Origin of the sequence: Altererythrobacter sp., from assembly GCF_050299635.1 — a bacterium.
GTDB lineage: Bacteria > Pseudomonadota > Alphaproteobacteria > Sphingomonadales > Sphingomonadaceae > Erythrobacter.
Window position 1 is genome coordinate 18,419 of the sequence record NZ_JBNKWF010000006.1, and the last position, 16,114, is coordinate 34,532.

Annotated in this window: 11 protein-coding genes; 4 read left to right on the forward strand and 7 right to left on the reverse strand. The window is 58.6% G+C overall.

The features are described 5' to 3' along the window. Positions 1-32: 32 nt before the first annotated feature. From ACQY6C_RS04385 to ACQY6C_RS04395, 3 genes are read right to left on the reverse strand one after another with little or no spacing between them, the layout of a single operon-like run. Positions 33-1,655 carry a GMC family oxidoreductase gene (locus ACQY6C_RS04385; protein ID WP_427965262.1) on the reverse strand — a complete coding sequence of 541 codons (1,623 nt, stop codon included), beginning with the start codon at positions 1,653-1,655 and terminating at the stop codon, positions 33-35. Positions 1,656-1,661: 6 nt separating this feature from the next. Further along, on the reverse strand, positions 1,662-2,936 hold the full coding sequence (locus ACQY6C_RS04390) for a Zn-dependent hydrolase (RefSeq protein WP_427965265.1): 1,275 nt from the start codon (positions 2,934-2,936) through the stop codon (positions 1,662-1,664). A gap of 19 nt (positions 2,937-2,955) precedes the next feature. Continuing rightward, entirely contained in the window at positions 2,956-4,107 is a 1,152-nt protein-coding gene (locus ACQY6C_RS04395) for a M24 family metallopeptidase (protein ID WP_427965267.1), read from the reverse strand. Between the two features lie 280 nt (positions 4,108-4,387). On the opposite strand from ACQY6C_RS04395, the gene ACQY6C_RS04400 reads away from it, so the two are divergent. Continuing rightward, a complete protein-coding gene (locus tag ACQY6C_RS04400) occupies positions 4,388-5,845 on the forward strand; it encodes an NAD-dependent succinate-semialdehyde dehydrogenase (RefSeq protein WP_427965533.1) in 1,458 nt (485 codons plus the stop codon). Continuing rightward, positions 5,823-7,238 carry an aminotransferase gene (locus tag ACQY6C_RS04405; RefSeq protein WP_427965270.1) on the forward strand — a complete coding sequence of 472 codons (1,416 nt, stop codon included), beginning with the start codon at positions 5,823-5,825 and terminating at the stop codon, positions 7,236-7,238. The genes ACQY6C_RS04400 and ACQY6C_RS04405 overlap by 23 nt, the downstream gene beginning before the upstream one ends. Before the next feature lie 85 nt (positions 7,239-7,323). Here the strand turns inward: ACQY6C_RS04405 and ACQY6C_RS04410 are convergent, their stop codons facing one another. The 3 genes from ACQY6C_RS04410 to ACQY6C_RS04420 form a co-directional block, all read right to left on the reverse strand. Continuing rightward, a complete protein-coding gene (locus ACQY6C_RS04410; protein ID WP_427965273.1) occupies positions 7,324-8,199 on the reverse strand; it encodes an ROK family protein in 876 nt (291 codons plus the stop codon). Continuing rightward, positions 8,196-9,323, reverse strand: a complete 1,128-nt coding sequence (locus ACQY6C_RS04415; RefSeq protein ID WP_427965276.1) for a glycoside hydrolase family 68 protein — start codon at positions 9,321-9,323, stop codon at positions 8,196-8,198. The genes ACQY6C_RS04410 and ACQY6C_RS04415 overlap by 4 nt, the downstream gene beginning before the upstream one ends. 105 nt (positions 9,324-9,428) lie before the next feature. Further along, the gene (locus ACQY6C_RS04420) at positions 9,429-11,891 is read right to left on the reverse strand and encodes a TonB-dependent siderophore receptor (protein ID WP_427965279.1); all 2,463 of its coding nucleotides are present in this window, start codon (positions 11,889-11,891) and stop codon (positions 9,429-9,431) included. Between the two features lie 169 nt (positions 11,892-12,060). On the opposite strand from ACQY6C_RS04420, the gene ACQY6C_RS04425 reads away from it, so the two are divergent. Next, on the forward strand, positions 12,061-13,389 hold the full coding sequence (locus ACQY6C_RS04425) for an MFS transporter (RefSeq protein WP_427965282.1): 1,329 nt from the start codon (positions 12,061-12,063) through the stop codon (positions 13,387-13,389). Positions 13,390-13,416: 27 nt separating this feature from the next. Continuing rightward, positions 13,417-14,424 (forward strand): LacI family DNA-binding transcriptional regulator, encoded by a 1,008-nt coding sequence (locus ACQY6C_RS04430; RefSeq protein WP_427965285.1) that lies wholly within the window; start codon positions 13,417-13,419, stop codon positions 14,422-14,424. Positions 14,425-14,754: 330 nt separating this feature from the next. Here ACQY6C_RS04430 and ACQY6C_RS04435 read toward each other — a convergent pair whose 3' ends face one another. After that, positions 14,755-15,972 carry a GGDEF domain-containing protein gene (locus ACQY6C_RS04435; RefSeq protein ID WP_427965288.1) on the reverse strand — a complete coding sequence of 406 codons (1,218 nt, stop codon included), beginning with the start codon at positions 15,970-15,972 and terminating at the stop codon, positions 14,755-14,757. Between the last annotated feature and the right edge of the window lie 142 nt (positions 15,973-16,114).

Sequence of the window (16,114 nt, forward strand, 5' to 3'; positions counted from 1 at the left end):
TCCTTGTCCTGCGGTTTGGCCCGACCCTCTGGCTAGGCCCGGCCTGCATGATCCGCCAGCAGCATGTCCGCGCATTTTTCGCCGATCATGATCGTTGGGATGTTGAAGCCACCACTTACACCGCGCGGCATGATCGAAACATCGGCAACGCGCAGGTGCCGCGTTCCGTGGACTTTCAATTGGTGATCTACCACAGCTTGCGGATCGCTCGCCGGGCCCATCTTGTTGGAGCCTGAGGCATGATAGTGGTTGGCGAAATAGCGGCTTGTCAGCTCGTCGATTTCCTCATCGCTTTCACAGGCTGTGCCGGGAGTTTCCTCGCCCGCACTGAAACGTTTGAGCGCTGCGGTCTCCATCATCCTGCGGGCCATGCGGAATGCCCAGCGGTTGATTTTCCGGTCACTTTCGTCGGTGAAAAAGTTGTTCACGATGCGTGGCGGGTCTGAAGGATCACTCGATCTCAGCGTGACTTCACCATTGGATTCCGGATGGATCCGCCCCCAATGGATATTGAAGCCGTGGAACTTCGTGTCATATGTGCTGTCTTCATGGGCGTTAACGCCGACAGGAAAGATGTAGAACTGCACATCGGGCTGTAGCAAGCCGTCTTCAGACCTGAGGAAGGCGCTGCAATTCATCGGAAAGACCGTCAGCGGACCACGCCCCATGACCAGCCATTCCAATCCAGCGGCGACCTGGTTGTGGAGCTTGGTGTATTTGAAATAGGAAATCGGCTGCTTGAGATAATGCTGGACGAAGGTGCCGATCTGGTCCTTGAGGTTCTTGCCTACGCCAGCCCGGTGGTTGATGCATTCGATGCCTACCGCTTCAATCTCGGCTTTCGGTCCAATGCCGGACAGCATCAGCAGCTTTGAGCTCATATAGGCTCCCGCGCAAAGGATCACCTCGCGCGCAGCAAAGGCCTTTTCCAACTGTCCATGTCGCTTGAACTCGGCACCCTTGGCTTCGCCGTTTTCGATGATGAGCCGCTGCACTTCGGCATGTTTCAGAATGGTCAGATTCTTGCGGAAGCGTGCCTTGAGAAGATAGGCGTAAGAAGAAGAACAGCGCAGCAGCGGATATTTGTAGTGGGTGTGCTGGCAGTAGCCGAACCCGTCCAGATCGCCGCTATTGAAGTCTTCGATTTCCTTGTAGCCAAGCTCCTTGCCGCACTCGATGAAGGCGTCCCATAGCGGGTGGGTGTGCGTGCTGCCGATGACCGACAGCGGGCCGCTTCCACCACGCTGCTCGCTTTCACCCCCTTCATAGGTTTCCATCCGTTTGAAAAGCGGCAGTACATCTTCGTAGCTCCAGCCCGGATTTCCCATGCGTTCCCATGCATTGTAATCCTCTGGATGCCCGCGAAAGGCGAGCTGCCCATTGATCGAGGATGAACCACCCAGGCATTTGCCGCGTGACAGGTGCAAGGAGCTGCCGCGTAGCATTGGTTCGGGCTCACCAGGGAAGTTCCAGTCCCATTTGCTCTCGAGCAAGGCCGTTTCTCCAAGCGGTGATGCGACGAAGGGATTGATGTCGCTTCCGCCCGCTTCAAGCAACAGAACCGATATGTTCGGGTTCTCGGTCAGCCTGCTGGCAATTGCGCAGCCGGCCGAACCGGCTCCGATAATGATGTAATCATGCGTTGGTTGAACCATTGCTTTTTACCTTGTTGCCGCTTGGGGTTGCATCTTCTTGGCCATCAGGAAGCTGGCCATTGTGTGAAGCAGCACATTCGCGCCCTTGATGAGCTGTTGCGGATCAGTCCACTCGTCCGGATGGTGGCTCAGACCATTGCTGCTCGGTACGAAGATCATCCCGGCCTTGCATATCCGGGCCATCACCTGCGTGTCGTGGCCGGCACCGGACGGCATCACCATGCTCGTAAGACCAAGCCCCTCGGCTGCGCGTCCGATTTCTTCCATGATGTCTGGCGCAAGAATGGCCGCCCGGTCATGCGAAAGATACTCGACATCGGCGTCGATGCCATAATGCAGCGCAACCTGACGGGCGATGCTCTCTAGCTGGTCGACGATTTTCGCTGTGCGATCGTCATCCAAATCGCGACAATCGAGACGGACTGCGGCTTCGCGCGCGATCACATTACCCATATTGGGCTTCACGTGGATCGCTCCGAAGGTCAGGCGGGCCGTCTGCTCTCCTTCCTCCTCGAACCTGGTATAGGCGCGGGTGATGAATTCCGCTGCGGCGCGGAGTGCATCCTGGCGCATGTCCATCGGAGTGGTGCCCGCATGATTGGATTTGCCGAGAAAACGGAAGTTGAGGTTCCGCATCCCGACAATCCCGTTCACGATCCCGATATCCTGGCCTTGCGTATCGAGCACAGGGCCCTGTTCTATATGCAGTTCGACGAATTTCTGGATAGCGCCCGCAGGATAGGCCGCTTCCCGATAGCGCTCCGGATCAAAGCCATATGCGTCCATCGCCTCGAAAAGCGAAGTGCCTTGCCAATTGCGTGATGTTTCGATTTCCTCGGCTGCCAATCCACCAGCTAGCGCCCGCGATCCGAATAGGCTGAGATACGCCCCCTCTTCGTCGGCAAAGGCAACAACCTCTAACGGTGCAGCAAGTTCGAGCTTGTTCTCCGAGAGTATATGGGCGACTTCCACCCCGGCCAACACGCCATAGGAGCCATCGAGCGGCCCGCCATTCCGGACCGTATCGATATGCGAGCCTGTCATGACAATCGGACCGTTGTCTGGGCCCATCCTGCCAATGACATTGCCGACGGCGTCTATTCGCGTCCGGAGCCCTGCGGCCCTCATGCGATCAATCAGCCACTCAACGGCTTCCTGATATTGTGGCGAGAAGGATGGTCGCGTCCTTTCACCGTTCTCGTCAACTCCGATCCCACCGAGCGAGTCGATATCGCCAAGCAGGCGCTGCGAATTGACTTGCAGGGGCGGATGCAATGTCACGACGACTCCCGTGTGGCTTCTAGGCCGAGAACACTTTTTTCTCGAAGTCGAAGAGTGAGCGACAACCGTCTTCGGTCACGACAATAGTCTCGGTAATTCCGACTCCGCCATGACCGGGTACCTGAACCCAGGGGATGAGGTGGAAGGTCATGTTTTTCTCCAGCGGACGGTCATGCCCGCGCATCATGCTGAGAATATGGCCTTCGCCCCAATCGGGCGGAAAGCCGATGCCGATCGAATAGGCTGTCCGGGCCGCCTGTTCGACCGGAGCCTTGGCGATGATGTCGCGTGCGATGACATCGATATCCGATGCCGGCACACCCGGCTTGATCGCCTCCATTGTCGCCTGCATCGCTTCGAGGCAGACCTGTTCGCCGTCGCGGATGGCTTGTGGTGTTTCACCGATCGAAATCGTCCGCATCATCGCGGTGTGATAGCGATTGTAGCATCCGGCCACTTCGAGGAAGACATAGTCCTGCTGTTCGACCTGGCGGTGTTCCCAGGTCATATGGCCGACCGCACCACGCCAGCCGGTTGCAATAAACGGTGCCATGGCGGGCCATTCCGATCCGGCACGAAGCATTGCGTCGTAGATTGACGCCGCGATTTCGTCTTCATTCGCGCCTGGTACAGACGCTTCGATGCCAGCACGCATACCGGCTTCGGTCGCTCTGGCGGAACGTTCCATCTTGGCGATTTCGAGATCGGATTTTACTACTCGGAGTTGCTCGACGATGCCGGTGCAATTGACGAAGGTCGCGTTGGGGAGTTTCTCCTTGAACCCTTTCTGTTCGAACGAACGGAAGAAATAGGCGTCTTCGTCGATCCCGATCCGGCCTTTGTCGAGCCCGAACTCGCGCATTGCATCGGCCAGCGTTCCGGTAGGATCTCCAAAATCGTCATAGGGACGGCTGATCGTGATCCAGGTCCGGGCCGGAATGTTCGAGGATTCCAGCAAGCGGGTGACCATGAAAGGTTCCTTGGCCAGCGGAACGACGAGAACCTGGAACCAGTAATAACCCGGGGTTTGGTACCCTGTCAGGTAGAAAAGGTCGTGCGGCATAGCCAGGACGACAGCATCAAGCCCACGCTTTTCCATCGATGCACGCAGGTTCGCAATGCGGCGATCATACTCTTCGCGGGGGAAGACGAGATCTCCATGATTCGGCATATTTAGCTCCAGCTGAAACGTTCCTCGGGATCGAGATTTCAGTGGAGCTAGGGGGCTGGAACTTTCGTGTCGATTAGTTCCTCTCACTGTTCACTTTTAAGAAAATCAAAATAGACATGAACGCATTCGCATTGATCCGATAGTGTCTCAGACCCCATTTCCGGCCCATCGCCCATGCAGGTGAGGCGGCGAAATTCGCCTCCCTCAGTGCAAGGGCCATGCTGGCCGATGCGGCGATGTCGCTTGTGCCGAGTGTCCATTTTCGGAGCGCGAAGTGACGATGATTGCCGATCATGCCCAGGACAGCCGCCTTATGCGCGAAGCGTCGTTCATCGACGGCTCGTGGTGCAATAGCGAGGCGGGCGACAGGATCGAGGTTCGCAATCCTTCTGATCTTTCGACCGTTGGGTCCGTAGTGGCCTGTGGCGCGCAGGAAGCACAGGCGGCTGTCGATGCCGCCCAGCGCGCGTTTGGGCTCTGGTCCGGTCTGCTTCCCCAGGAACGATCGGCAATTGTGCGCCGATGGTTCGATCTGATCATTGAGAACAAGGAAAGCCTTGCCCGGATCATGGTCCTGGAACAGGGTAAGCCGATTTCGGAAGCGCGCAGCGAAATCGACTATGCCGCATCCTTTGTCGAATATTACGCGGAAGAGGCGAAGCGTCCCAACATAGAAGGCGTCACATCGCATCTGCACGGAGCGGAAGTCGAAGTATGGCGCGAGCCAATCGGCATCGTGGCGTTGATCACACCGTGGAACTTCCCTTGCGCAATGCTCACTCGCAAGGCGGCGGCGGCTCTCGCCACTGGCTGTACGGTGGTGGCCCATCCTTCGCGCGAAACGCCTTATTCCGCGCTCGCTTTGGCCGAACTGGCCGACCGTGCCGGATTCCCGCCCGGAGTTTTCAATGTCGTTGTCGGCAAGTCGCAGGAAATCGTTCCCGCCTGGACCGCCGACAATCGAGTTCGCGCCCTGTCGTTCACCGGTTCTACCGAAGTGGGCAGGCTGCTTTATCGCCAATCTGCCGACACGGTGAAGACGCTCGTCATGGAACTGGGCGGTCATGCACCGTTCCTTGTCTTCGCCGACGCCGATCTGGATCATGCCGTTGAATGCGCGATTTCCGCAAAATTTGCGACCTCGGGCCAGGATTGCCTGGGTGCCAACCGCTTCCTGATCGAACGAAACGTCTACAACGCTTTTTGCGACAAGTTTGCGGCTCGTAGCCAGGAGTTGACGGTCGGCAACGGGTTCGATGATCCCGATATCGGTCCACTCATGAATGAAGCGGCAGTCGCCAAGCAGATCGAGCATGTCGAAGACGCGCTCGCCAGAGGCGCAAGACTGCTTGCCGGCGGTAAGGGCCATCCGGCTGGGCCGCTGTTCTTCCAGCCGACTGTTCTGGCCGATATCTCGCCCGACGCGGCAATTTTTCACGAAGAAACATTCGGTCCGGTCGCGGCAATCGCGCCCTTCGATGAAGAGGTTGAGGCCGTACGCCGGGCGAATGATACCGAATACGGGCTGGTCGCTTACCTGCATACGAAAGATCCTGATCGAATCTACCGACTGAGCCGCGCGCTCGAATACGGGATGGTCGCGGTCAATCGCACCAAGGTGACAGGTGCTCCGATCCCCTTCGGAGGAGTCAAACAATCGGGTCTGGGCCGCGAAGGTGCGCGCTTGGGCATGGAAGCATTCACGGAGATCAAATATGTCTGTCGCAACTGGTCCTGATGGCGCAACCCAGGCCGGCCTCAACGATCGGCTGGCGGAATGGGATCGCCAGAACTTCTTCCACCCTTCTACCCACGCGCGTACCCATGCGCATGGGGAAAGCCCGGCGCGTATCATCACTTCTGCAGAAGGCGTGTTCATAACGGACCGCGACGGAAAGCGCAGCCTGGATGGTTTTGCCGGCCTCTATTGTGTGAATGCCGGTTATGGCCGCACGGAGGTGACCGATGCGATTGCCGAACAGGCCCGCAAGCTGTCCTATTACCATTCCTATGCCGGTCACGGCAACGAACCGGCTATCACGCTGTCCCATATGATCCTGGAGCGTGCACCGGACCATATGAGCCGCGTCTATTTCGGCCTCTCGGGTTCCGATGCCAACGAAACCAACATCAAGCTGGTCTGGTATCTCAATAACGTCTTGGGCCGTCCGGAGAAGAAGAAGATCATCTCCCGCTGGCGTGGCTATCACGGGTCGGGATTGATGACTGGCTCGCTGACCGGACTGGAGCTGTTCCACAAGGCCTTCGATCTGCCGCTTTACCCGATCCTGCACACCGAAGCGCCCTACTATTTCCGGCGCCCCAACCTCGATCAGACCGAGGAAGAGTTTTCAACCTGGTGTGCTGAAAAGCTCGAGGAGATGATACTCGAAGAAGGACCGGAAACGGTCGCGGCTTTCATCGGTGAACCGGCACTCGGAACAGGGGGGCTTGTTCCGCCGCCAGCAGGCTATTGGGAAAAGATCCAGGCCGTCCTCAAGAAATATGACGTGCTGCTAATCGCCGACGAAGTGATCACCGGCTTCGGTCGCCTGGGGTCGATGTTCGGCAGCCTGCATTACGATATCAAACCGGACATCATCACCATCGCCAAGGGTTTGACTTCGGCATATGCGCCTCTTTCAGGTTCGATCGTATCCAAGGATCTGTGGAAGGTGCTGGAACAGGGAGCAGATGAACTTGGCGTATTTGGCCATGGCTGGACCTATTCCGCACACCCGCTTTGCGCGGCCGCAGGCGTTGCTAATCTCGAGGCTGTCGACAAGCTCGACCTGGTCACCAATGCGCGAGAAACAGGCGCATATATGAAGAAGGCACTGCAGGATGCGCTTGGCGACAATCCGATCGTTGGCGATATTCGCGGCGAAGGCTTGCTGATCGCACTCGAATTCGTTGCCGACAGGAATGACCGGACCTTCTTCGATCCAGAGCTGAAAGTCGGGCCACGGATTGCAGCTGCCGCGCTACAGCGGGGACTGATTGGTCGTGCCATGCCGCAAGGCGACATCTTCGGCCTCGCGCCCCCGCTTTGCATTACGCCAAGCGAGGTAGACGAGCTCGTCACCGCCGCAACCGCGGCGGTTGAGGCCGTTGCCAGCGAACTCGCTTAGTGCCCATGCGTGAAGGGCTGTCGTGTGTGGATGGAGGAGTGTTGCGCCACGCGAAGAGCAGTTAGCGCCCGACTGACAGCAACCATCAAGGTTGATGGAGTGCAGCGTGTGCAAGCGACAGGCTGCCCACTACCCCGGAGTTTTCACCGAGCGCCGGTGCGACGATCGACTGACGCTCGCGGCCCGGGAGGTAACTGGCGCCAATTTCGCCAACCAGTTCCTTGATCTTCCCGAATAGCCCAGGGGCCTTGGTCACGCCGCCGCCAAGCACGATGACTTCCACCGCGAGCATGGCGAACAAATTGTGGCAAAGCTGTGCGAGATATCCCGCAACCAGCGCGTGGGCTTCGTGGCCGGGGGGAAGCTCTGAAAGCGAAGCGCCCCAGCGCGCAATGATGGCGGGTCCGCTGGACAGCCCTTCGAGGCAGGCACCGTGATGTGGGCAATTGCCCGGCCAATCGTCTCCCGGCCCGGATCGGCGAACGAAAATGTGGCCCATTTCGGGGTGTGCCGTCCCATGCACAGGCTTGCCGTCAATCACCAGACCGCCGCCTATGCCTGTGCCGATGGTTATATAGACGAGAGAAGTGGCGGTCCGTCCGGCACCATAGGTCGCCTCAGCCAGTGCTGCTGCGTTCACATCGGTGTCGAAACCGACCGGCACGCCCAGTCGGCGGCCGAAATATCCCGCTATGTCGCATTGCGCCCAACCAGGCTTGGGAGTGTTGGTGATATGGCCCCATCCTGACGAGGCCGGGTCGAGGTCAACCGGGCCGAAGCTGCCTATCCCAAGCGCGCTGATCGCACCTTGCTGCGCGAACCAGTCGGCAGCCTGGGCCAAAGTTTCTTCCGGCGCTCGCGTCTGGATGACATGGCGCGCAGTGATGTCCGTGGGACTGGTACCCGTGACAAGGACAAACTTGGTCCCGCCCGCCTCGATCCCGCCGATCAGGGCGCTCATACGAAAGGCGGATCGGCGAGAATGCAGCGGTCGCCATCGATCACAAGTTGCAGCAGTGGGGCCGGAACGCCGCCGAAGTGGCCGTTGGCCTCTGCAGGATCAGCGGGGACAGGCCTTCCTTGCAAGCCCCAGAAGTCGATGAAGCTCGATACTTCGAGGTCGGCCGTCACAAACCAGCTATAGGTCTGGAACGGCTCACTGTCGGGATTGCCGATTACCAGCCCGCTGTCATTGAGCGGGCGGTATTCACCGAAGAGCGTGTCCGATACCATGCCGTAAAGCCCGTTTGGAGCTTGCCGCAGTCCAGGGGCGAATGTGCGGCGCTGTGTCGCCCAGAATGCGTAATAGCGGCCTGCATGGAACACGACATGCGCACGTTCCAGTTCGTTGTTCAAGCCATCGGCATGGATCAGTGGCGGCAAGAGCTGCCAGCTGTCGGCTTGCTTCTTTGCGATGCCAACCGCGCCATTGTATTCGCTCACGGAATTGGCGAGCGATGCGGTGAAGATCAGATATTCTGCGCCGTCGGCCGGATCGCGAAACCAGGCCGGATCGCGGAAAGCCTTGATCTTGCCGGCTTCGCCTTCATGGGCATCGGCAGGCATGTAATCTGTCGTTATCGACCGGAGCGATGGGCGCGGGGGGCTCCAGCTTTGCGGAAGTCCATCTGGCCCGATCTTGCCATGCGCTTCGTACAGCGCCTGCTGGTAGCCGCCCGGACGTCTGGAAGTGCCTGCCGCGGTGAAATAGAGCGTCACATATTGCCCGTCCGTGGTGCAAGAGCCCGCCCATTCGCGTTCGTAGGGAACGGTGAAAGAGGGGAGCACCGGGCCCCTGTCCGCCCAGCCATCGGCAAGCCGTTCGAGCAAGCGGATTTTCGCTTCAAAATGGCGCAGCGAGGGAGCCTGGCGGTCAGGCGCGGTAAGCGCCATCCAGAATTCGCGGCCCATTATCCGGGCCGGACGACCATCAGCATCCTGGACAGGCCACATGTCCCAGTAGATGTTGCCTGCAGCAAGTCCTGTACGGTCGATACCAGTGACGAGCGGAGTTCGCGACGCTGCCTGAAGGTCGAGCTTGTCGAGGTGCCGAGAAGTCCAGGCGGTGGTCATCTTCGCATCCATTCAAATCGCAAACATTCAATTCAACTGGCCAGAATGCCAGACGAAAGAAAAGGGCCAACCGAGACGGGAGGAGCATAGATCCCCGGTCGGCCCTTTCCTGTCGCGTCAGAAGTCGAAACGGACCGAAGCCGAAACGGTACGGCCGTTGATTGAGCGAGCGCGAATGTAGTTATTCGCGCCGGAGACAATCGAACCTTCCTCAGCCTCTGTGATGCCCTTGGCGTTGAAGAGGTTGTTGGCGTTGAGCGACAACTCGACACTGTCGACCGGGCGGAAGGTCACGAAGGCGTTGACCTGACGATAGCCGGGGAAGATCAGCTCGTTGCTGTCCTGGGCATAGGCCTTGGTCGTGCCAACGATGTTCAGGCCAACGCGTGCAACGTCGAAGTCGAGCGCAGGCGTAAGCTGGTAGACAAACCTTGCCTGGCGGCGCGGGGTGTTGCCTTCATTTGCCGGGGTGATGTTGTCCTTCGAAATTTCCGCATCGGTCCAGGTGGCACCGGCGCGCAAATCGAAGATGCCACGGCGATAGGCTGCCTCGAGCTCTAGGCCCTTCGCCTTGTAGGTGCGGTCGAAGAAGCGCTGCGAGGTTGCTTCGAAGTTCTGCTCCTGTGTCCTGGCATAGAAGCCGGTGAGGAACAGGCCGAAGCCGCCCGCACGATACTTCAGGCCCAGTTCGTACTGGTCGACATAGTCGATCGCATCGGCCTTGCGCACAGAACCATCGGGCTGAACGACCCCGAACAGCAGGCGGTCGGCATTGGCACGGCCACCTCGGCTGGCGCGGGCAAAGACTGCCGCATTGTCGCTGAACTGGTAGTTTGCGCCGATCGACCATGACCAATAGCTGACATCGTAGTTGATCGGCATCGGGTTACCATTGTCGATCAGCGAGACGCTCTGTTCGACGGGCTGGATCGTGCCGTCACCATTGACGTCGAAACCACTGGCCTGCAGCGGACCGGCGTAGGAGCCGCGTGCCGAAACATTGTCATAGCGAATGCTGCCATCGACGGTCAGCGCATCCAGCTCGAAGCCAACGGCTACATAGGGAGCGTTGATGTCATATGTGGCGTCATAGCTGCGCTGGCAGCAATTACCCCAGAAGGGAACGCCGTAGGCATAGAGGCCATTGCTCGTGAGCGCGTTGCCGGAAACCGGGTCAACCACATCGACCAGCGCGGCGTTGTTGCCATTCACTTCCATCAGGAAGCTGTCCCAGATCCAGTCCATGTCGATATTCTGGCGGGCCTTGTAGAAACCGGCGGTTACGGTCGCACTGCCCAGTTCCTTCGACAGCTTGATGTCGTTGGTGAAGCCACCGAAATCGTTGATGTCCACATTGAACAAATGGGTGCGCATCAGCAGGCCATTGGCAGGGTTGAAGGCCTGGCCGGCTTTGGCGCCATTGGCATAGACCAGGTCATAGCTCCCCGCAGTGCCAGTCAGGAGTTCGCCGACCGAGTTGCCGATGGCTGCCGCGCCGCCCACTTCGGACGGGAAAGGAGAAACGAAGCGGCCCGAGATATCTGACCAGCGGAAGCGCTCTTCCAGCTTCAGCCCGTCAGCCAGCTCGAACTCGGCTTCAAGGCCGACCGTCGTGACAAGCGGGTGCATGCCGTCCCTGATGTCGGTCGTGCGTGTGTTGTTCTGGCCATCGAGGCCGAAGGCACTGGTGAAAAGCGCGCTCTGCGGAGCATCAGAAAGGATGTTGAAGTTGGTGAAGGATTGGAACTTTGGATCGGAGTTCGATCCGGTCACCAGCATCGGCATCGGCAAATAGCCGACCGCGCGGTCGTTCAGATGCCTGGCATATATACGGATGTAGCCACTGTCGAACTCCTGCGTCAGGTTCGCCTTGATCTGGTAGCCGCTGTTTCCGTTGTAGCCGACCCGGCGCGGACCTTCGCCTTCGCGCCAGAAGCCCCCGATATTGAAACGGGTGTTCTCTCCCAGTGAGGCTCCATAGTTGAAGTCAAGGCGGTAGTCTTCGTAATCAAGGCCGACGGTGGCCATAATGGTGCCGCCTTCCTTGCTGCCGTTCTTCGAAATGAAGTTGATTACACCGCCCGGCGCGTTCGACGCCAGGGTTGAAGCCGAGCCACCGCGCACAGCCTGGATTGACTGTACGGTCTGGTCGGCACGCAGGAAAATGTCGGCATTACCGAACGCAATATCGCCGAATTGCATAACCGGCAGCCCGTCCTCCTGAAGCTGGAGGAACTTTGCGCCGCCTGATGCGACCGGCAAGCCGCGCACCGCAATGTTGGCATTGCCGTCGCCGCCTGTGGATTCCGAACGGACACCGGGAATCTGGCGAAAAATCTCTGCGGTAGTGCGGGGCGCCGCGTCGGCGATCGCCTCCGCACCCAGCGCGCTAACGGAAACGGATGACTGCAGCTTGTTGGCAGGACGCGGCGACGCGGTAACGATGATCTCGTTGAATCCGAGTGCATCGTCTTCGGCGGCTACTTCGCTGGAATCGCTCTGGGCTTCCTCTTGCGCAAGAGCCTGAGTCGAGAAGGCCGACAGTGCGACACCGAAGGCCAGGGCGTGACGAAACTTCATTGAAACTCTCCCACTCTGTCGCGTCTATCACGCGATTCGCCTATTAGGCATACGCCGACTGCAAACGTTTGCAACAGTAAAAATGCAAACGTTTGCAAAAAATCCGTTTCTGTGTCACCAAGACTGCAAGGCGGCCCTTCGGATGCGCGCCAGTGAGAGGATCAGACCTATGCAGACAGCTGGGAAACCGCGGCTTTCGTTGCTGCGAATCATCGAAATGAACATCGGTTTCTTTGGCCTGCAGTTCAGTTTTGGACTTCAGCAAGCGAACATGGGGCCGATCTACGGCTTCCTGGGTGCCGACGAGGCGACCATGCCGTTGCTGTGGCTTGCGGGGCCAATGACCGGGTTGATTGTTCAGCCGATCATTGGGGCGATGAGCGACCGCACGCATTCGCGCCTGGGCAGGCGAACGCCCTATTTCCTCGTCGGAGCGATCATCTGTTCGATCAGCCTCTTCCTGATGCCCTATTCCAGCGCGCTCTGGATGGCCGCGTCGCTGCTGTGGATTCTCGATGCCGGCAACAACATCACTATGGAGCCGTATCGCGCCTATGTCGCCGACCGCCTGCTTCCGGCGCAACGTTCGGTGGGCTTCCTGACGCAGAGCGCGTTTACCGGCCTGGCCCAGACGCTGTCTTATCTCGCTCCTACCTTGCTGACAGCCTTCTTCGCCAAGGATGTGCTCGATGCCAACGGCATTCCGGTAATTGTACGGATTGCCTTCATCATCGGTGCAATTCTATCGATCAGCACCATCGTCTGGTCGGTGTGGCGCGTTCCCGAATTGCCGCTGAATGAGAAGGAGAAGGCCGAATTGGCCGCAAAGCCGCTCACCGTTTCCGCAACGCTGGCGGAAATCGCCAGCGCGATCCGCGAAATGCCTAAACCGATGCGCCAGCTTGCCTTGGCGATGTTGTGCCAATGGTATGCGATGTTTGCCTATTGGCAGTACATCACCTTTGCGGTGGGCCGGGCGATCTACGATACCAGCGACCCTTCCAGCGCCGCATTCCGTGAGGCCACGCTGACCACTCAGCAGGCCGGCGCGCTTTATAACTTCATCGCTTTCCTCGGCGCATTGCTGTTGATCCCAACCGTTGCGAAACTGGGCGCCCGGATGGTCCATGCGGCCTGCCTCACCGCTTCGGGCGCAGCAATGCTGTTGATCCCAGGCGTCGAATCCCCCCTGGGGTTATTCGCGCTGATGGCCGGAATCGGGATTGGCTGGGCGGGTATGATGGGCAACACCTATGTCATGCTGGCCGACAGCATCCCGGCAGAAAGGAACGGGATCTATATGGGCATATTCAACATGTTCATCGTCATCCCAATGCTGATCCAGACATTGACGATGCCACTGATTTATCACCCGGTCCTGGGCGGCGATCCACGCAATGTGTTGATGTTAGGCGGGGGGCTGATGATACTTGGTGCATTGGCCACCCTGGCGGTCGATGCAGGCCATCCTGTGCGGAACGGCATTGCGGCAGCCTGATCAGGAGGTCTAACTGTACTTGTGACCATGACTGACAAGCCTATCCGCACCATTACCGATCTGGCTCGATTGGCAGGGGTGTCTCCCGGCACCGTTTCGCGTGCACTCGCGGGCAAGTCTCTCGTCAATGCAAAGACGAAGGAGCGGATCCAGGCGCTAGCGCGTGAGCACGGTTTCCAGCTCAACCAGATGGCCAGCAAGTTGCGCCGCCAGAAGACCGGGGTGATCGGAGTGGCCATTCCGCTGGGGCATGACCATCGCCAGCATATTTCCGACTCTTTCTTCATGACGTTGCTCGGCCATCTTGCTGACGAACTGACCGAGAGGGGTTACGATCTCATGCTGCGGCGGGTGATCCCCGAAAACAACGAAGACTGGCTCGACCAGTTCATCGGGTCAGGTATGATCGACGGTCTCATCGTCATCGGTCAGTCGGATCAGTTCGACCGGATCGAGGATGTAGCAGACGGCTATTTGCCCATGGTCGTCTGGGGCAACCACCAGGAAGGGCAGCGTCACTGCGTGGTCGGCACCGACAATCGCTTGGGCGGTAAACTCGCAGCAGAGCGGCTTATTGCGGCCGGGGTCACGAGTATCGCGTTCCTGGGCGATGTCGGCGCGATGGAATTTGCCGCTCGTTATGCCGGAGCTCAGGAAGCCGCCGGCAGGCTTGCAGTACCGATCAAGAACTTTACCATCCATCTTTCACCTGACCGCATCAGTAGTGAAATTGCTTCGCAACTCGACGAGGTGCTCAGCAATTCAGATGGCGTGTTTGCTGCAACCGATACCATTGCTTTCGCCTTGCTGCGGGAACTCCAGACGCGCAAGGTCGCGGTTCCTGACAATGTGAAGGTAGTTGGCTTTGACGATCTTCCGATTGCCAGCCAGACCAGCCCCCGCCTGACGACAATCCACCAGGACATTGCCGCTGGTGCCAGGGGAATGGTGGATTTGCTGCTTAGGCGACTGGACGGGAATTCTTCCGAGAGTCTTATTCTGCCTCCGAAGCTGGTCATCAGGGAAACGGCGTAACGATTGGCAAAGCCGGCTAAGTCAGAGCAAGCGCACCCCCAAAAATTTCATCTATTTGCAGCGGACGCGACGTGCCGCTCAGCAAATGCGCGGTCTCGAAATTTTCGCATGGTCTTTCGTGAGACGGGCAACGCTCTAAATTGAATCTGTTGCAGGATGCCGAGTGGGTCGAGACGAAACGCAGAGCCTGACCTTGGGCTTTGAAAGTCCGATTTTGGGCCGTCAACGAACTGACCCGGATCTGGCGTCCCAATCGCGATTATGCACCAGGCACTTGCCCGCTCGATATTGGTGGCAACCCTTCTGCCCTGAGCACGGGGAACTGTCGGACTATCGATTTACCGCGACGCGCTCCAGATCAATCAGTTCCGGAACTGGATCAGAGCTCACCTCTTTCCGGCGCCGTTCCTCGGCGTTCTCGACACAGTTACGGCCCCCTGACTTCGCTCGGTAGAGCGCCTCATCGGCCCGTGCGAAGAGTTGCTCATAGGTTTCCCCTTTGTGCGCCGTTGCCACGCCAAAGCTTGCAGTCAGGCGGATATCGTCATTCAGGCCGGAATGTTTGAGGCCAGCGAATGCCAGCCTGATGCGCTCGGCCAACCGATGGGCCGGTTCATTATCGCAATTCCAGACCGCGATGCAGAATTCTTCTCCGCCGATCCGGCCGGCCGTGTCGCACCCACGCACCATATTTCCAATGAGCTCGCCAAAGCCCGAGATCGCCTGGTCGCCTGCCTGGTGCCCCCAAATGTCATTCACCTGCTTGAAGTGATCGATATCGGCGACCACCAGGCTGAGCGAGCGTCCTTCGATCTGTGCACGTGTAAGCAGGCTGCGCATGACCTGTTCGAACGAACCCCTGTTCCGCAATCCGGTCAAGGCATCGCGCTCGCTGCTTTCGCGCAATTCTGTAGTCCATTCGGCGATCGACGCACCGATCAATACCAGCGCCAAGCTCACGCCTTTCACTCCGAGCGCGAGACCAATCAGGGAGTAATAGATCGAATCGCGATAGACCTCCGCCGGGATGGACCGTTCGAACAGCAAGCTCACAGTGGGCCTCGCCAGAAAATCGAGGGCCTGATACGCTATGATCGCGATGATCCCCATGTCGATGAGCGTTCGACGCCGAGCTGTAAGGAGCGTCGTCACGCCCATGGCGAACATGACGCCGTAGCCAATATTGACGATGACCAGTCGCGGGGCAACGTCGCTGGAAAGGTGAACGGCCAATGCCAGCACCAAGGCGCTGATCAGGTAAATGACCGCCATGCTCCACAAATGAAGTCGTTGCCCTGCGCGTTCGCAGACGGATGCCAGCATGACCACCGAGGCAAGGCTGTAGAATACCTGCGTCGTATGAAACACGTAGAATGTGTCGGCAGGCAGTAAATGGGTAAACAGGAATCCAAGCGCAGACAGAAGATAGGCAATGGCATAGCCGAGCACGTGGCGCCTCAGCCGACCTGCCTTCCAGAGCACTGCGAATGTCGCTGCGAAGGACAGCGCCATCAACGGTGCCAATAGTCCAAGAATTTGCGTCTGCATCGACCCCTGTCGCTCCTGTTCCAGGCTGGATAGGACGATAAGGTTAAGTCGGTCTTTACGTTGCGCCCGCCAGTGACGAATTTTTCCAAGACCTCACAAGTGTTTGACCCTGCCGCCAGTCTTGCCCTTCCTCGTGCTTCGG